13 protein-coding genes and 1 pseudogene are annotated in these 16,619 nt (G+C 71.8%); 6 read left to right on the top strand and 8 right to left on the bottom strand.

The features are described from left to right. The first annotated feature begins 67 nt into the window (after nucleotides 1-67). Nucleotides 68-1,168, top strand: a complete 1,101-nt coding sequence (gene rlmN / locus E6W39_RS14905; RefSeq protein WP_141633951.1) for a 23S rRNA (adenine(2503)-C(2))-methyltransferase RlmN — start codon at nucleotides 68-70, stop codon at nucleotides 1,166-1,168. A 74-nt stretch (nucleotides 1,169-1,242) separates the two neighbouring features. On the opposite strand, the gene E6W39_RS39350 is transcribed toward rlmN, so the two are convergent. The 4 genes and pseudogenes from E6W39_RS39350 to E6W39_RS14885 all read right to left on the bottom strand — a co-directional run bounded on the left by E6W39_RS39350 (nucleotide 1,243) and on the right by E6W39_RS14885 (nucleotide 5,291). Next, nucleotides 1,243-2,403: a hypothetical protein gene (locus E6W39_RS39350; protein WP_181799753.1), complete on the bottom strand. Its 1,161-nt coding sequence runs from the start codon at nucleotides 2,401-2,403 to the stop codon at nucleotides 1,243-1,245. Nucleotides 2,404-2,478: 75 nt separating this feature from the next. Next, nucleotides 2,479-3,155: pseudogene (locus E6W39_RS14895) on the bottom strand (ABC transporter ATP-binding protein); the annotation flags it as partial. A 271-nt stretch (nucleotides 3,156-3,426) separates the two neighbouring features. Further along, nucleotides 3,427-4,821 (bottom strand): aspartate aminotransferase family protein, encoded by a 1,395-nt coding sequence (locus tag E6W39_RS14890; protein WP_101382385.1) that lies wholly within the window; start codon nucleotides 4,819-4,821, stop codon nucleotides 3,427-3,429. Next, complete coding sequence (locus E6W39_RS14885) at nucleotides 4,818-5,291, bottom strand: Lrp/AsnC family transcriptional regulator (protein ID WP_101382386.1); 474 nt, start codon at nucleotides 5,289-5,291, stop codon at nucleotides 4,818-4,820. The genes E6W39_RS14890 and E6W39_RS14885 overlap by 4 nt, the downstream gene beginning before the upstream one ends. A 266-nt stretch (nucleotides 5,292-5,557) precedes the next feature. On the opposite strand from E6W39_RS14885, the gene E6W39_RS14880 reads away from it, so the two are divergent. Beyond that, nucleotides 5,558-7,003, top strand: coding sequence for a gamma-aminobutyraldehyde dehydrogenase (locus tag E6W39_RS14880; protein WP_141633950.1), 1,446 nt, complete (start codon nucleotides 5,558-5,560; stop codon nucleotides 7,001-7,003). Between the two features lie 171 nt (nucleotides 7,004-7,174). Then, nucleotides 7,175-8,533, top strand: coding sequence for an aspartate aminotransferase family protein (locus E6W39_RS14875; protein ID WP_141633949.1), 1,359 nt, complete (start codon nucleotides 7,175-7,177; stop codon nucleotides 8,531-8,533). Nucleotides 8,534-8,540: 7 nt separating this feature from the next. Here E6W39_RS14875 and E6W39_RS14870 read toward each other — a convergent pair whose 3' ends face one another. Further along, nucleotides 8,541-10,220 (bottom strand): PucR family transcriptional regulator, encoded by a 1,680-nt coding sequence (locus E6W39_RS14870; protein ID WP_141633948.1) that lies wholly within the window; start codon nucleotides 10,218-10,220, stop codon nucleotides 8,541-8,543. A 190-nt stretch (nucleotides 10,221-10,410) separates the two neighbouring features. Here E6W39_RS14870 and E6W39_RS14865 point away from each other — a divergent pair, with 190 nt between their 5' ends. The 3 genes from E6W39_RS14865 (at nucleotide 10,411) to E6W39_RS14855 (ending at nucleotide 14,155) form a co-directional block, all read left to right on the top strand. Then, nucleotides 10,411-11,931: a gamma-aminobutyraldehyde dehydrogenase gene (locus tag E6W39_RS14865; protein WP_141633947.1), complete on the top strand. Its 1,521-nt coding sequence runs from the start codon at nucleotides 10,411-10,413 to the stop codon at nucleotides 11,929-11,931. 105 nt (nucleotides 11,932-12,036) lie between these two features. Further along, nucleotides 12,037-12,489 (top strand): hypothetical protein, encoded by a 453-nt coding sequence (locus tag E6W39_RS14860; protein ID WP_141637749.1) that lies wholly within the window; start codon nucleotides 12,037-12,039, stop codon nucleotides 12,487-12,489. Between the two features lie 130 nt (nucleotides 12,490-12,619). Next, a complete protein-coding gene (locus tag E6W39_RS14855; RefSeq protein ID WP_141633946.1) occupies nucleotides 12,620-14,155 on the top strand; it encodes a CoA-acylating methylmalonate-semialdehyde dehydrogenase in 1,536 nt (511 codons plus the stop codon). 6 nt (nucleotides 14,156-14,161) lie between these two features. Here the strand turns inward: E6W39_RS14855 and E6W39_RS14850 are convergent, their stop codons facing one another. The 3 genes from E6W39_RS14850 to E6W39_RS14840 all read right to left on the bottom strand — a co-directional run bounded on the left by E6W39_RS14850 (nucleotide 14,162) and on the right by E6W39_RS14840 (nucleotide 16,388). Then, nucleotides 14,162-14,806 carry a TetR/AcrR family transcriptional regulator gene (locus tag E6W39_RS14850; protein WP_141633945.1) on the bottom strand — a complete coding sequence of 215 codons (645 nt, stop codon included), beginning with the start codon at nucleotides 14,804-14,806 and terminating at the stop codon, nucleotides 14,162-14,164. Between the two features lie 68 nt (nucleotides 14,807-14,874). After that, complete coding sequence (locus E6W39_RS14845) at nucleotides 14,875-15,597, bottom strand: DUF4166 domain-containing protein (RefSeq protein ID WP_141637748.1); 723 nt, start codon at nucleotides 15,595-15,597, stop codon at nucleotides 14,875-14,877. A 14-nt stretch (nucleotides 15,598-15,611) separates the two neighbouring features. Beyond that, on the bottom strand, nucleotides 15,612-16,388 hold the full coding sequence (locus tag E6W39_RS14840) for a hypothetical protein (protein WP_141633944.1): 777 nt from the start codon (nucleotides 16,386-16,388) through the stop codon (nucleotides 15,612-15,614). Between the last annotated feature and the right edge of the window lie 231 nt (nucleotides 16,389-16,619).

The raw sequence follows: 16,619 nt of genomic DNA, 5'->3' as shown, positions 1-16,619 counted from the left end.
CGCGGAAGAGGGTCCCGGACGGCACGCCGTCCGGGACCCTTCGCGCATCTGCGACACTGGACGGACCATGCCTGCACCCGGAGAACTCACGTTTGTCGCGCCGCGCGGCGCCAAGCCCCCGCGACACCTCGCCGACCTCAGCCCCGCCGAGCGCAAGGCGGCCGTCGCCGACCTGGGCGAGCAGCCGTTCCGCGCCAAGCAGCTGGCCAACCACTACTTCGGCCGGCTCTCGAACGACCCGGCGGGCTGGACGGACATCCCGGCGGCCAGCCGTGCCAAGCTGACCGAGCAGCTGCTGCCCGAGCTGATGTCGGTGGTCCGGCACGTCAGCTGCGACAACGACGCCACCCGCAAGACGCTCTGGAAGCTCTTCGACGGCACCCTGGTCGAGTCGGTGCTGATGCGCTACCCGGACCGGGTGACGATGTGCATCAGCTCGCAGGCCGGCTGCGGCATGAACTGCCCGTTCTGCGCCACCGGGCAGGCCGGCCTGACCCGCAACCTGTCCACCGCCGAGATCGTGGAGCAGATCGCGTCCGGGATGCGGGCGCTCAAGAGCGGCGACATCCCGGGTGGCGAAGCTCGGCTGTCCAACGTGGTCTTCATGGGCATGGGCGAGCCGCTGGCCAACTACAACCGGGTGCTGGCCGCGATCCGTCGGCTCACCGATCCCGCGCCGGACGGCTTCGGCCTCTCGCAGCGCGGCATCACGGTTTCGACCGTCGGCCTGGTGCCGGCCATGCACAAGTTCGCCGACGAGGGCCTGAGCTGCCGCCTCGCGCTCTCGCTGCACGCGCCGGACGACGAGCTGCGCGACGAACTGGTCCCGGTGAACACCCGCTGGAAGGTCTCCGAGGTGCTGGAGGCGGCCTGGTACTACGCGGAGAAGTCCGGTCGCCGGGTGTCCATCGAGTACGCCCTGATCAAGGACATCAACGACCAGGCGTGGCGGGCCGACCTGCTCGGCCGGCTGATCAAGAACCACCGGGTGCACGTCAACCTGATCCCGCTCAACCCGACCCCCGGTTCCAAGTGGACCGCCTCCCGCCCGGAGGACGAGCGCGAGTTCGTCCGCAGGCTGGAGTCGCACGGGGTGCCGACCACGGTGCGTGACACTCGCGGTCAGGAGATCGACGGCGCCTGCGGTCAGCTCGCCGCGGCGGGCTGAGAAAGCAGCGGGCTGAGTAGCGGCCGGCTGAGCGGCGGCGGGCTGAGAAGTCGCCGGCTGAGCAGCCGGCCGGACTATCGGCTGAGCATCCCGGCGCCCAGCGCCGCCGTCAGCCCGCCGGTGGCCAGCAGCACCAGGCCGGCCACCGACCAGCGCAGCAGGGCCGCACTGAACAGCAGCCGCGGCGAGCCGCCCAGGCGCAGCAGGGTGCCGACCACCCCGCGTCGGGCGGCCCGGATCTCGGCGAGCCGGGCCAGCACCGCCGCCACCGTGCACCCGGTGAGCAGCAGCGCCTCGGCGGCCGGCAGCGGCCCGGTCCCGGCGGCGCCCGGGGCCACCCAGTGCCGCACCGAGGTCAGCACCACGGCCACGGTGAACGCCAGCACCGCCAGCGGGGCGCTGAGCCGGCGGGCGATGCCGGTCAGCCCGCGCCCGGCCAGCAGCCGCCGCGGGGTGGGCCGGCCGAGGGCCAGCAGCCGGCCGAACCCGGCCAGTAGCGGTCCGGTGAGCAGCGCCGCGCCGAGGACGGCGGTGGCCCAGGCGCCCAACAGCACGGCACTGGTGTGGCCGAGGCCGGCGGGCAGCCGCAGCGGGCGCGGGTCGTCGGCGGCGGCCGGGCGCAGCGCGTAGAGCTCGGTGAGGGTGCCGCCGACCGTCAGCAGGGCGGCGGCGATGATCCTGAGCAGCCCGAAGCGGTGGGCCTGCAGCGGCTCCTGGCGGTCCGTCAGCGGTTGGGTCGCCGGTACGGCGACGGCCGCCGCGAGCCCGCCGACCAGGGGAAGCACGGTGACCAGGGCGATCGGCGCGGCCGTCGGCAGCGGGACGCCCATGCCGAGCTCGGGCGCGAGCGAGGGACCGGCGATCTCATTGCGCAGCACCAGGAAGACCAGCAGGGTGACCACCGCACCCAGCGCGCAGGCCAGGGCGAGCTCGCCGGCGATCAGCAGCCGCAACCGGGTCGGCCCGGCACCGGCCGCGGCCAGCCCGGCCGTCCGCTCGGGCCGCTGGACGGGCAGGGCGCGGGCCGCGATCGCCGCGAACCAGCCGACCGCGGCCAGCGCGGGCAGGCACCAGAGCAGCCGTTCGATGGCCGGGTGCGCGCCGGGCGGGTCGCTGAGGGCCCGGCCGAGCGCGCGCAGCAGGAAGCCGGCGACCAGGGCGGCGGCCGCGGCGGTGAGCAGCAGGCGGCCGAGGTCGACCAACCGGTAGCCCCTGACCAGGCGGAAGTAGAACACCGGCGTCCTCAGTGTGAAGCGATCAGTGCGAAACGATGGCGGGCGTGGCGGCCGGGCGTTGGACCGGCGTGGCCGGGCCGGGGTGCGGCCGTCGACCAGGGCCACCGAGCGGTCCGCGTACTTGGCCAGCTCCGGATCGTGAGTGGCCAGGACCAGGGTGAGGCGGTGGGAGCGGGCCGCGCTGGTGAGTATCCGCAGCACCTGGTCCCGGGCCTCGCGGTGCAGCGGGGCGGTCGGGTCGTCGGCGAAGACCACCCGGGGAGCGGGGCCAGCGCGCGGGCGACCGCGATCCGCTGGCGCTGACCCTGGAGCAGTTCGATCGGGCGGTGCTTGGCGGCGTCGCTGACGTCGAGTCGCTCCAGCCAGTCGTCGGCCGCGCGGTACGCGGCCTTGTGGCCGCTGCCGGCCAGCAGCAGCGGCAGGGCGACGTTCTCCCGGGCCGTCAGTTCGGGCACCAGTTGGGGCTCGGAGCCGACGTAGCCGAACCGGTCGCGGCGCAGCTTCTCCCGGCCGGCCCGGCTGAGCGTGTGCACCGGGGAGCTGTTGAACCAGACTTCGCCGGAGTCCACCGGCAGCTGCGCGGAGAGGCAGCCGAGCAGGGTGGACTTGCCGGAGCCGCGGGCCCCGGTGATGGCCAGCACCTCGCCCTCGCGGATGCCGATCGAGACCTCGCGCAGCGCGGGGGTGCCGTGGTGGGACTTGACGATCCCCCGGGCCCACAGCACGTCGTTGTCGGGCGGGGCCGCTGACATGTGTTCCTCCGCCGGTCCGGATGGGTTCTGCACGGTGCAGGGGATGACAGTGGTCAGATTAGAACGACAAGGTCGCGGCGCGGTTGCGGCACACCACACAAAATCCTCATATACCCGGATGAACCATCAGCCGATCGTCTGAGAAAAACACCGCGCCAGCACGGAAGACACCGAAGGGCGGTCCCGCCGGCCCTGAGGAGGTGGCCGGCGGAACCGCCCTTCGGCGGAGGGTGCGTCAGAGAAGCACGGCGGATGCGTCAGGGACGCTCCGTCAGATCTTCGCCCACGCGTCGGAGAGGCTGGTCCGCAGGATCTGCTCGATCTCGTCGAAGGTCGACTGGTCGGAGATCAGCGGCGGGGCCAGCTGCACGACCGGGTCGCCGCGGTCGTCGGCACGGCAGTACAGGCCGTTCTCGAAGAGCGCCTTCGAGAGGAAGCCGTAGAGCACGCGCTCGGTCTCCTCGTCGTTGAAGCTCTCCTTGGTGACCTTGTCCTTCACCAGCTCGATGCCGTAGAAGTACCCGTTGCCTCGGACGTCGCCGACGATCGGCAGGTCGCGCAGCTTGTTCAGGGTGCCCAGGAAGCGGGACTCGTTGTCCAGCACGTGCTGGTTGAGGCCCTCGCGCTCGAAGATGTCGAGGTTGGCCAGCGCCACGGCGGACGACACCGGGTGGCCGGCGAAGGTGTAGCCGTGCAGGAAGGTGTTGTCGCCCTTGTAGAACGGCTCGGCGATCCGGTCCGAGATGATGGTGGCGCCGATCGGGGAGTAGCCCGAGGTCATGCCCTTGGCGCAGGTGATCATGTCCGGCACGTAGCCGAACTTGTCGGCGCCGAACATGGTGCCCAGGCGGCCGAAGGCGCAGATGACCTCGTCCGAGACCAGCAGCACGTCGTGGCGGTCGCAGATCTCGCGCAGCCGCTGGAAGTATCCGGGCGGCGGCGGGAAGCAGCCGCCGGCGTTCTGCACCGGCTCGACGAAGACGGCGGCGACGGTCTCCGGGCCCTCGAAGAGGATGGCCTCCTCGACCTGGTCGGCGCACCAGCGGCCGTAGGCCTCGGGGTCGACGGTGCCGTCCGGGCCCGCCAGGTACTCGGGGGCGCGGTAGATGTTGGTGTTCGGGGCCTTGTGGGTGCCCGGCACCAGCGGCTCGAACGGGGCCTTCAGGCCCGGCAGGCCGGTGATCGACAGGGCGCCCTGCGGGGTGCCGTGGTAGGCGATGGCCCGGGAGATGACCTTGTACTTGGTCGGCTTGCCGATCAGCTTGAAGTACTGCTTGGCGAGCTTCCAGGCGGTCTCGACGGCCTCGCCGCCACCGGTGGAGAAGAACACCTTGTTCAGGTCGCCGGGCGCGTAGTTGGCCAGGCGCTCGGCCAGCTCGACGGCCTTGGGGTGGGCGTAGCTCCAGATCGGGAAGAAGGCCAGCTCCTTGGCCTGCTTGGCCGCGACCTCGGCGAGCTCGGTGCGGCCGTGGCCCGCCTGGACCACGAAGAGGCCGGCCAGGCCGTCGATGTACTTGCGGCCCTTGTCGTCCCAGATGTAGGTGCCCTCGCCGCGCACGATGGTCGGGACGGGGGAGTTCTCGTACGACGACATGCGGGTGAAGTGCATCCACAGGTGGTCGTATGCGGCCTTCGAAAGGTCCTTCGGTGCCGGATCGGCGCTCATCGGGTGCCCCAGGTGTAGGTCTGTTTCCGGAGCTTCAGGTAAACGAAGCTCTCGGTCCTCCGCACGCCGGGAAGCGCGCGGATGCGCTTGTTGATCATTTCGAGCAGGTGCTCGTCGTCCTCGCACACCAGCTCGGCCAGCAGGTCGAACGAGCCTGCGGTGCAGACCACGTAGTCGACCTCGTCCATGGCGGCCAGGGCGTCGGCGATCGGCTCGATGTCGCCCTCGACCGTGACGCCGACCATCGCCTGGCGGGTGAAGCCCACGGTGAGCGGGTCGGTCACGGCGACGATCTGCATCACGCCTTGGTCGAGCAGCTTCTGGACCCGCTGCCGGACGGCGGCCTCGGAGAGGCCGACGGCCTTGCCGATGGTCGCGTACGGGCGGCGGCCGTCCTCCTGCAGCTGCTCGATGATCGCCTTGGAGACGGAGTCGAGGGGAACGCTGCTGTTCCGGTCGCGGTTGGCCACGCGGCCACTGTGCCTGATCGTTTCTGCATTCGCAACCCGTTGGCCTGCTGATTTCGTCGAGCAACTGCGGATCGGGAACGGATTGCGTGGCATTTGGCGATGGGCCCTGTCGATAACGGAAGTAGGCGAGGTAGCCTGGCCGCGTACCCGTGTCGACGTGCACACGCCCGAAAGTGGACCTGCCCATCCGCACCCGGCGGCCCGACGCCAGCGGTAACCTGGCGCGGAATCTGCAACGTCGCAGGCCCAGACCGTAGGAGAATCCCGTGAGCGACCTTCGTACGCTGCGCAACTACATCAACGGCGAGTTCGTCGACGCGGCCGACGGCCGCACCCTGCAGATCGTCGACCCGACCACCGGTGAGGCGTACGCGACCTCCCCGCTGTCCGGCGCCGCGGACGTGGACGCGGCGATGGCCTCGGCCGCGGCCGCCTTCGAGACCTGGCGGGACGCCACTCCGTCCACCCGGCAGAAGCTGCTGCTGAAGATCGCCGACGGTGTCGAGGCTCGCGCCGACGAGCTGGTGGACGCCGAGTGCCGCAACACCGGCAAGCCGCGCGGACTGACCAAGTCCGAGGAGATCGGCCCGATGGTCGACCAGATCCGGTTCTTCGCGGGTGCCGCCCGGCTGCTTGAGGGCAAGGCCGCCGGTGAGTACATGGACGGTATGACCTCGATCATCCGCCGCGAGCCGGTCGGCGTCTGCGCCCAGGTGGCGCCGTGGAACTACCCGATGATGATGGCGGTCTGGAAGTTCGCCCCGGCCATCGCCGCCGGCAACGCCGTGGTGCTCAAGCCCTCCGACACCACCCCGGCCTCCACCGTGCTGCTGGCCGAGATCGTCGGCGCCGCGATCGCCGAGCTGGAGCTGCCGGCCGGCATCTTCAACGTGCTCTGCGGTGACCGGGAGACCGGCAAGCTGATGGTCGAGCACCAGATTCCGGCGATGGCCTCCATCACCGGCTCGGTCCGGGCCGGCATCCAGGTGGCCGAGTCCGCCGCCAAGGACGTCAAGCGGGTCCACCTGGAGCTCGGCGGCAAGGCCCCGGTGGTGGTCTTCGAGGACGCCGACATCGCCGAGGCGGTCGAGGGCATCTCGGTGGCCGGCTTCTTCAACGCCGGCCAGGACTGCACCGCCGCCACCCGGGTGCTGGTCCACGAGTCGATCCACGACGCCTTCGTCACCGCGCTGGCCAAGGCCGCGGGAGAGACCAAGACCGGCGGGATCGACGACGAGGACGTGCTCTACGGTCCGCTGAACAACGCCAACCAGCTCGCCCAGGTCTCCGGCTTCATCGAGCGGCTGCCCGCCCACGCCAAGGTGGAGGCCGGTGGCCACCGGGTCGGCGAGGTCGGCTACTTCTACGCCCCGACCGTGGTGTCCGGCCTGCTGCAGGATGACGAGATCATCCAGCAGGAGGTCTTCGGCCCGGTCATCACGGTGCAGAAGTTCACCGACGAGGACCAGGCCGTGTCGTACGCCAACGGCGTCGAGTACGCGCTGGCCTCATCGGTGTGGACCAAGGACCACGCCCGGGCGATGCGGATGTCGCGCCGGCTGGACTTCGGCTGTGTCTGGATCAACACCCACATCCCGCTGGTCGCCGAGATGCCGCACGGTGGCTTCAAGAAGTCCGGCTACGGCAAGGACCTCTCCTCCTACGGGTTCGAGGACTACACCCGCGTCAAGCACGTGATGACCGCGATCTAGCGGGTCATCACCATCAGGCGCAGCATGACCGCGATCTGATGATCGGTTAGCCACTGGGGCCCGGGGGGTGCGAACCCCCCCGGGCCCCTTTGCACAGTGTCAGCCCCCTCCGCCGACCACCTGACACCATGCCGCTGCCCGCCGCACCGGCGCTTACCTAGGCTGGCGGACATGAGCTTCCCCACCGCCGACCCCGCCGCCGGGCAGGCCGTCACGGCCGCCGACCGCGCGCACGTCTTCCACTCGTGGTCCGCCCAGGCCCAGATCGCCCCGCTCGCGGTGGCCGGCGCCGAGGGCTCGTACTTCTGGGACTACGAGGGCAACCGCTACCTCGACTTCTCCTCCCAGCTGGTCAACACCAACATCGGCCACCAGCACCCCAAGGTGGTCGCCGCGATCCAGCAGCAGGCGGCCGCGCTGTGCACCATGGCCCCGGGCTTCGCGGTCGAGCCCCGCAGCGAGGCGGCCCGGCTGATCGCCGAGCGCACCCCCGGTGACCTGGACAAGATCTTCTTCACCAACGGCGGCGCCGAGGCCAACGAGAACGCGATCCGGCTGGCCCGGCTGCACACCGGCCGGCAGAAGGTGCTCGCCACCTACCGCTCGTACCACGGCGCCACCGCCAACGCGATCGCCCTGACCGGTGACCCGCGCCGGTGGCCCAACGAGACCGGCACCTCGGGCGTCGTCCACTTCTGGGGCCCGTACCCCTACCGCTCCGCCTTCCACGCCGAGAACGAGGCACAGGAGTGCGAGCGCGCGCTCGCCCACCTGGAGCAGGTGATCGCCTTCGAGGGCCCGCACACCGTGGCCGCGATCATCCTGGAGACCGTCGTCGGCACCGCCGGCGTCCTGATCCCGCCGCCCGGCTACCTGGCCGGCGTCCGGGAGATCTGCGACCGCTACGGCATCGTCTTCATCCTGGACGAGGTGATGGCCGGCTTCGGCCGCACCGGCGCCTGGTTCGCCGCCGACCACTGGGGGATCACCCCCGACCTGCTGACCTTCGCCAAGGGCGTCAACTCCGGCTACGTGCCGCTGGGCGGCGTGGCGATCAGCGCCGAGATCGCCGCCACCTTCGCCGACCGCCCGTTCCCCGGCGGCCTCACCTACTCCGGGCACCCGCTGGCCTGCGCCTCCGCCGTGGCCACTATCAACGCGATGGCCGAGGAGGGCATCGTGGAGAACGCCCGGCGGATCGGCGAGACCGTGCTCGGCCCCGGTCTGCGCGAACTGGCCGAGCGCCACCCGTCGGTCGGCGAGGTGCGCGGGCTCGGCGTCTTCTGGGCGCTCGACCTGGTCCGCGACCGCGCCACCCGGGAACCGCTGGTCCCCTACAACGCGGCCGGCGCCGCCAACGCGCCGATGGCCGAGTTGGCGGCCGCCTGCAAGAAGCGCGGGCTCTGGCCGTTCATCAACATGAACCGGTTCCATGTGGTGCCCCCGTGCACCGTCACCGCCGAGGAGGCCCGCGCCGGCCTGGCCGTGCTGGACGAGGCGCTAAACGCGGCCGACGCACTCATGAACTGACGTACCGTCAGCGCCGCACGGCGTCCAGTGCCAGCAGGGCGACGTGCAGCGAGAGGCAGGACTCCACCTGGTCGAGGTCGACCGCCAGGATCCGCTCCACCTTGTGCAGCCGGTCGTAGAAGCTCGGCCGCGACAGATGCGCTGCGTCTGCCGCGGCCGACTTGTTGCGCCCCTGCTCCAGGTAGATCCGCAGCAACTGCACCAGCTGCGAGCCGTGTTCGGCGTCATGGGCCAGCAGCGGACCCAACTCCCGCTCCACATAGGTCTGCAGCCGGGCATCGTCGCGCAGCAGATGCAGCAGGCCGCGCAACCGGACGTCCGGCAGCCGGTAGTAGGAGGCCGAGCGCGCCCCCGGTGCGTCGTGCAGTGCGGCATCCGCGACCTGGGTGGCCTCCATCAGGGTCCGCCGGGCATCCCGCACCGACCCCACCGAGGAGCCCACCGCCACCACCGGTGCGGCCGCCTCCCGACCGCCGGCCGCCTCCCGTGCGCCGTCCGCGGCCGTCCGGCTGTCCGCCACCATCCGGCGCAGCGTCGCCGCGAACGCCTCCAGCGAACTGTGCTCGTCCTGCTGCGAGCCCAGCGCGATCAGCAGCCCCACCCCCTCGTCATCCAGCGCCCCGACCAGCGCCGAAAGCCGGCTGCCACGGGCCGCGCCGGCCGCGAGCTCGGTGAAGTCCCGCAGCCTGGCCTGCGCCTCCAGCGCCGCGGGCAGTTGTCCGCCGCGCCGCCGCAGCACCACCCCGACCAGCCGCCGCCCCTCCAGCGGCACCCCCAACGCCTGGGCGCGCAGCGCCACTTCGGAGACGGTCAGGGCGTGGGTCAGGATCCCGGACAGCAGCGTGCGATGCGTCTGCCGCTCCAGGCTCTCCCGGTCCCGCACCAGCAGCCGGTTGAGCGCCAGCGTCGCCGCACCGCGCTCCAGCAGCATCGCGGCCGGGTGCGGAGCCTCGCCGGGCACCGGGCCCGGATCGCCCACCAGCACCAGCCGCCCCCAGTCCTCGCCGCGTGCCCCCACCGCGGTCACCAGCCAGCCGCTGCGCGGATCATGGCCGGTCCGCCCGGTCGGCCGGACCGCCCGCGAGCGGCGCTCCCAGTGCTCCAGCAGCTCGTCCTCGGTGCGCCCGGCCGGGTCGTGCGCCAGCACCTGGTGGCTGAGGTTCTCCAGCACCACCGGGTGCCCGGCCATCCGGGCGATCTGGCGCAGCACCTCGGTCGGCTCGGCACCCTCCACCGCCAGCTCGTTGAAGACCTGGTGCACCGCCTCGGACGCCCGCAGCTGCTCCAGCTGCGCGTTCACCACCAGGGCGTGCACCGCCTCGGTCACCGCGACGAACCGGATCTCCCGCCGCAGCACCACCAGCGGCAGGCCGCGCTGCTCGGCGGCGTGCACCAGGGCCCGGGGCAGCGTGTCGAAGTAGCGGCGGCCGAACTCGACCACCAGACCGACCGCGCCCACCTCCACCAGTTCCCGGACGTAGCGGGCCAGCCCCTCGCGGTCCTCGGGCAGCGCGATCCCGGTGGTCAGCACCAGCTCCCCGCCCTGCAGCATCCCCGCCACGTCAGGCAGCTCGCTGACGTGCACCCAGCGCACCGGACGGTCCAGCCGGTCGGCAGCCGCCACCACCTGCGGCAGGCCGCGCCGCATCACATCAAGGTCGAGCACTCGGGCGACGGTGGGCAGCACGGCGGTGCCTCCTTGACGAGGGAAACAGGTTGTCAGCTGAATCATGCATCCGGATGACGACCTGTCACTCCGTCAGGAGGCTTCCACCGTGTAAACCGCTTCGCGGTGCGACTGTCGGTGTGTCCCTTGCCCGGGTCGGCGGCGACGGGCAGGGTCGGCGGCACGAACCCGATGGAGGAGAACCCGACCCATGGAGCTCAGCAACTTCGAGGACGGCGCGCAGTACATCGGCGGCAGAGCCGGCGCCGGTAGCGGCTACGAGCCGTTCGACGTGGTCAACCCGGCCGATGGCAGCAGCGTCCAGCGGATCCGGCTCGCCTCCACCGACGACGTGGACGCCGCCGTGGCCGCCGCCACCGCCGCCCTGCCCGAGTGGGCCGGCGCCACCCCCGGTGCCCGCTCCGAGGCACTGCTGCGACTGAGCGCGATCCTGGCCGAGCACGCCGAGGACTTCGCCCGGGTGGAGACCGCGCAGACCGGCAAGCCGATCAAGCTGTCCACCGAGTTCGACGTGCCCGGCACCATCGACAACACGGCCTTCTTCGCCGGCGCCGCCCGCAACCTGGAGGGCAAGGCGGCCGGCGAGTACTCGGGCGACCACACCTCCTACGTGCGGCGCGAGCCGATCGGCGTGATCGGCTCCATCGCGCCCTGGAACTACCCGCTGCAGATGGCCGCCTGGAAGATCCTGCCGGCCATCGCGGCCGGCAACACCGTGGTGCTGAAGCCCGCCGAGCTCACCCCGCTCACCTCGCTGATGTTCGCGCGCGCCTGCACCGCGGCCGGGATCCCGGACGGCGTGGTCAACGTGGTCACGGGTGCGGGTCGGGACGCCGGCGAGCACCTGATCGGCCACCCCGGCGTCGCGATGGTCTCGTTCACCGGTTCCACCGTCGTCGGAAAGCGGGTCGCCGAGCTGGCCACCGCCACCGTCAAGCGCACCCATCTGGAGCTCGGCGGCAAGGCCCCGTTCGTGGTCTTCGAGGACGCCGACCTGGAGGCGGCGGTGCACGGAGCGGTGGCCGGCGCGCTGATCAACAGCGGCCAGGACTGCACCGCCGCGACCCGCGCCTATGTGCAGCGCCCGCTGTACGACGACTTCGTGGCCGGCGTCGCCGAGTTGTTCGGTCGGATCCGGCTCGGCGACCCGCACAACCCGCGGACCGACCTCGGCCCGCTTGTCTCGTTCGCCCACCGCGACCGGGTGGCCGGCTTCGTCGAGCGGGCCCGCGGCTACGGCGCCACCGTGGTCACCGGCGGCGAGCGGCCCGGCGTCGGCCACGACGGCACCGACCTGACCCGCGGCGCCTACTACCTGCCCACCCTGATCACCGGCGCGGACCAGCGGAGCGAGGTGGTGCAGGGCGAGGTCTTCGGCCCGGTGCTGGTGGTGCTGCCCTTCGACGCCGACGACGAGGGACTGCGGCTGGCCAACGACACCCCGTACGGCCTGGCCGCCTCCGCCTGGACCCGCGACGTGCACCGCTCGCTGCGCGCCACCCGGGAGCTGGCGGCCGGGTGCGTCTGGGTGAACGACCACATCCCGATCATCAGCGAGATGCCGCACGGCGGCTACAAGGCCTCCGGGTACGGCAAGGACATGTCGCAGTACTCGCTGGACGAGTACACCCAGGTCAAGCACGTCATGTACGACACCACGGCGGTGGCCCGGAAGGACTGGCACCGCACGGTCTTCGGCGATCGGGGCTGACGCGGTCCCGGAACCCGTGTAAGAGCCGGGGCCCGGCTCGCTCTCCTGCTGGTGACGGCGGCTGCCAGAAGCCCGCCGGCGAGCGGAGCGAGGAGACCCGTGGACATCACCCCACCTGCCGACGCCGTGGCCTGGCTGGTCGCCGCCGCACCGGATCCGGACGCCTGCCGGCGCGAGTGGGAGCGGTCGGCGCTCGGCACCGCGCTGCTGCCCGCCGGCCGGTGCTGGGACGTGCTGATCGTCCCCGGCCGGCTGGGCCGGCCGTCCCAGCGGCTGCTGGACGGACTGCCGGGTGCCGGCCCCGTGCTGTTCGATCCGGGCTATGACACGGTGGCCTTCTTCGTACCGGCCGGCACGGCGGCCCGCTGGATCGGCACCGGGGTCCGGGCCGCGGGCGACGGCAGCTGGATCATGGTGCCGCACCCCCGACGTGGCGAGCGGGGGCTGCACTGGTTGGTGCCGCCCGACGGGTCGGGGGCGCTGACCGATCCGATGCTGCTGGAGCTGGTGCTGCACGAGGCGGCCGCCGCGCTCGCCGAGTCCGGTGAGCATCTGTGAGGCGGCGGCAGACCGATGGGCCCTACGGGATGTAAGGCCAAAAGGGCGATCCCCGTCAGTGTGCTCGTTGAGTGGCCTGCGCGGGGTGGCCAGACTGGAGTGAGAGCCCGCGATCTGGAGGCAGAGCACCGTGACCAAGCCCGCTGAGAAGCATGTCGTCCACTGGATCGGCGGCGCCCCGGTGCCGACCGCCGGCGCGGCGCCCCGCCGCGGCGACATCTACGACCCGGCCACCGGTCGGACCACCGGCCAGGTGGACTTCGCCGAGGTGGCCGAGGTCGACCAGGCGGTGGCCGCCGCTGCCGCCGCGTTCGCCGAGTGGCGGCACACCTCGCTCGCCAGGCGCACCGCCGTGCTGTTCAAGTTCCGCGAGCTGTTCGACGCCCGCAAGGACGAACTGGCCGCGCTGATCGTCTCCGAGCACGGCAAGGTCCACTCGGACGCGCTCGGCGAGCTCGCCCGCGGCCAGGAGGTCCTCGAATACGCCTGCGGGATCCCGCAGTTGCTCAAGGGCGGCTTCACCGAGCAGGCCTCCACCGGGATCGACGTCTACTCGATCCGGCAGCCGCTCGGCCCGGTCGCCGTCATCTCGCCGTTCAACTTCCCGGCGATGGTGCCGATGTGGTTCTTCCCCATCGCCATCGCGGCCGGCAACACCGTGGTGCTCAAGCCCTCCGAGAAGGACCCCTCGGCGGCGAACTTCCTCGCCCGGCTGTGGCAGGAGGCCGGGCTGCCGGACGGGGTGTTCAACGTGGTGCACGGCGACAAGGTCGCCGTCGACCGGCTGCTGGAGCACCCCGACATCAAGTCGGTCAGCTTCGTCGGCTCCACCCCGATCGCCCGCTACGTCTACGAGACCGGCACGCGCTACGGCAAGCGGGTGCAGGCGCTCGGCGGCGCCAAGAACCACATGCTGGTGCTCCCCGACGCCGACCTGGAGCTGAGCGCCGACGCCGCGGTCAACGCCGGCTTCGGTGCGGCCGGTGAGCGCTGCATGGCGGTCTCGGTGCTGGTCGCGGTCGACCCGATCGGTGACGAACTGGTCGAGAGGATCAAGGAGCGGATGGCCGGCCTCAAGGTCGGCCCCGGCTGCAACGGCGACTCCGAGATGGGCCCGCTGGTCACCGGCCAGCACCGGGACAAGGTCACCGCCTATGTCGAGTCCGGCCTCGCCGACGGCGCCGAGCTGGTCGTCGACGGCCGAAAGCACCTGATCACGGCCGAGGACGCCAACGGCGACTCCACCGCCGACGGCTTCTGGCTCGGCCCGACCCTGTTCGACCACGTCAAGCCGGGCATGTCCGTCTACACCGACGAGATCTTCGGCCCCGTCCTCTCGGTGGTCCGGGTCTCCTCCTACGAGGAGGGCCTGGCGCTGATCAACGCCAACCCCTACGGCAACGGCACGGCCGTCTTCACCAACGACGGCGGCGCCGCCCGGCGCTTCCAGCACGAGGTCGAGGTCGGCATGATCGGCATCAACGTGCCGATCCCGGTCCCCGTCGCCTACTACTCCTTCGGCGGCTGGAAGGCCTCGCTCTTCGGCGACGCGCACGCCTACGGCGCGGACGGCGTGCAGTTCTTCACCCGGGGCAAGGCGGTCACCCAGCGCTGGCTGGACCCCTCGCACGGCGGGATCAACCTCGGGTTCCCGACCAACAGCTGACCGGGCTCAGCCGCCGTTCGCGGTCCGGGTAGCGCTGCGCCGCAGCGCTACCCGGACCGCGCGGTTCGCGACCGGGCCCAGCCCGTCCACCACCTCGACCAGCACGCCCAACCGGTCCAGCGCCTCGAAGGCCGCTGCCGCACCCGCCGGGTCCACGCCCTCGTACAGCTCCAGGCCGATGAACGAGGCCGACACCGCACGGGCCAGCCCCGGCAGGTCCAGCAGCTCGGCCAGCGGATGGTCCGCGAAGAGCCGCAGCAGCACCGCCTCCACCTCATCGGTCCACAACCGAAGCGCCGCCACGCTCGCCTCGGCCAACTGCGGATAGGTGGAGGCTCCCGCCAGGAACTGGCCCAGCAGCGCGACCGATCCGTCGGCCCGTTCGGTTTCGTGCAGCTCACGGCCGACCCGCAGCAGTTCGCGCAGCGAGCCCGCCGCCGCCAGCGCCGGCCGGTACAGCGCCAGCCGGTTCTCGGTCTCCCGCACCGCGGCCGCGGCGAGCAGGCCCTCGACCGTCTTGAAGTGGTAGAAGACCAGCGCCTGGTTGGCCCCGCACTCGGCGGCGATCGTGCGCGCCGAGACACCCGAGATCCCCTGCCGCTTCATCAGGCTGATCGCGGCCGCCATCAGGCGCTCCCGTGTGTCGCTCATGCCGAGCAGGGTATCGGCCGGGTCGGCGGCACCCTGGGCCACGCGTGACTCGGGCAGGTGCGCATGCCTCAGCTCCGGGCCTGCTCGCGCACCGGCCGCACATGGTGCGGGATCGCGGCTGCGTCCGTCACCGGTATGAACTCGGCCCGGAACGAGCCCGCGTAGCCGATCACCGGCCCGAGGACGGGATTGGTCACCTGCACGTTGATCCGGAAGCAGTCGGCCCGGTCGTCGAACCACTCGTGGACGCGGGCCTGGCCGGTGACCATCGCGGGGCAGCGCGGTGCGCCGGGCAGGCCGGTGAACCGCTGGTCCTGCGAGGTGATCAGCAGACCGCCGCTCCTGGTGACGCGGAACCGCAGGTCGGCGGCGATGTGCTGATGGGTGCCCAGATAGTCGAGCACCAGCTTCGGGTGCCGGTCCGAGGCGACCATGGTGGCGTCGAAGCGGCGCGGCCGGGTGAACTGGAAGGTCCTGACGAAGGTGACCGTCTCCCGACCGAACCGGTCGCGGTACGCGTAGTTGGCGATGGTGAAGTCGATGTCCCGGCCCTGTTCCGGAAAGAGCAGATTGCGGGTCGCACCCAAGCGCAGGAACGGTCGTAGCAGGTTCGAGCCGTGCCAGACCTGCTCCATCCGGCCGGTACCGAGGCAGGCGATCTTGGACTCGCTGGAAAAGCCGAACCGCCGCTGCATCTGCGGGTGCAGGAGTTCGAAGGCCGGTCCGATCGCTCGGCGGAAGATCGACTCGGTGGCCGTGGCCGGGGCGGCCGCGGTGACGGGCGTGGTCATGCCGGTGGTCGTGGTCACGGATCCTCCAGGGTGGTGAGCAGGCGCGGAGCCCGGGCGCTGGCGCGGCTTGCCGGCTGCCGCCGGCACCGTCGGGCGGCGGGTGTGTCCGGCAGCGGGGGCAGGAGTAGAACGAGGGCCAGCAGCGGCAGGCCGGCGGCCGGGCCGAGAAGCAGAGCCGCCAGCACGACCGCCGATGACCGGGCCATCACCTCGGCGGTCGCCTGCCGACGCGAACGCTCGGGCGGGATGCCGCGCTCGGCCCAGAGCCGCAGCCGGTCGAAGGACCAGGCGGTGAGCCAGCCGACCAGCGGGCGGACGCACCATCGGTCCGCCGCGGCGCCCAGGCGGCCGGGCCAGGGCCGGTAGTCGTAGCCGGTGCTGAACCTGACGCCCGCCGGATCGGCCCGGTAGCGCCAGTAGCCCGCGCCCTCGCCGAGCGGTGACAGCGCGCTGTCGGCACGGAATCGCAGCGCGCTGATCCGGCTGCCGTCCGGGCGGCAGCGATCAGCCGTCGTGATGCCGACGCCGGTCAACCGCGGCCCGCGGCGCGGTCCCTCGATCGGTTCGTTCGCCCTGGCCGTTCTGCTCGCCCTCTCCGGGAGGCCGAGGACATAGCGGAAGCGCACCGGTGCGGCAGGGTCCGTGGACGGGAGGTAACTGATCCGGGTGAAGCGCGCGTCCCAGCGCTGATGGTGCTGCGGGAGCTGGGTCAGGTTCCAGACGAGTTCCTGGTCCGCAGCGATCAGGGTCTCGACGTAGAGAGGTTTCGGTCGTCGGACGGTGCTGGGCATGGCAGTTCCGTTCCCCGAGTGCTTTTGAGCGACTGCTCAACTGCCTGGCGGTCACTATGGCAGAGGTTTGAGCGATCGCTCAAGGGTTGGGTCGGGGCGAGCCTGCGCGGAAACCTGGAGCGGGGAGTCGGCCGCATCGGTGGCCGGGCACTGTTTGCATCAGCCGCGAGCGGGGCGTACTGTTCTCTAGTCGCTCGGCAGGGAGCACCGGACACGCATCTGCGCGGACGG

The organism is Kitasatospora acidiphila (assembly GCF_006636205.1).
Lineage (GTDB): Bacteria > Actinomycetota > Actinomycetes > Streptomycetales > Streptomycetaceae > Kitasatospora > Kitasatospora acidiphila.
Note: the sequence above shows the minus strand (reverse complement) of the source record. Positions and strands in the feature narration are given on the sequence as shown.

Bases quoted from the DNA above. Each gene is read 5' to 3' on its own strand.
- E6W39_RS14865 (WP_141633947.1), top strand. From the start codon at position 10,411: ATGGAGCTCAGCAACTTCGAGGACGGCGCGCAGTACATCGGCGGCAGA.
- E6W39_RS14890 (WP_101382385.1), bottom strand. From the start codon at position 4,821: ATGAGCGCCGATCCGGCACCGAAGGACCTTTCGAAGGCCGCATACGAC.
- E6W39_RS14875 (WP_141633949.1), top strand. From the start codon at position 7,175: ATGAGCTTCCCCACCGCCGACCCCGCCGCCGGGCAGGCCGTCACGGCC.
- E6W39_RS14845 (WP_141637748.1), bottom strand. From the start codon at position 15,597: ATGACCACGCCCGTCACCGCGGCCGCCCCGGCCACGGCCACCGAGTCG.
- E6W39_RS14850 (WP_141633945.1), bottom strand. From the start codon at position 14,806: ATGAGCGACACACGGGAGCGCCTGATGGCGGCCGCGATCAGCCTGATG.
- E6W39_RS14840 (WP_141633944.1), bottom strand. From the start codon at position 16,388: ATGCCCAGCACCGTCCGACGACCGAAACCTCTCTACGTCGAGACCCTG.
- rlmN (WP_141633951.1), top strand. From the start codon at position 68: ATGCCTGCACCCGGAGAACTCACGTTTGTCGCGCCGCGCGGCGCCAAG.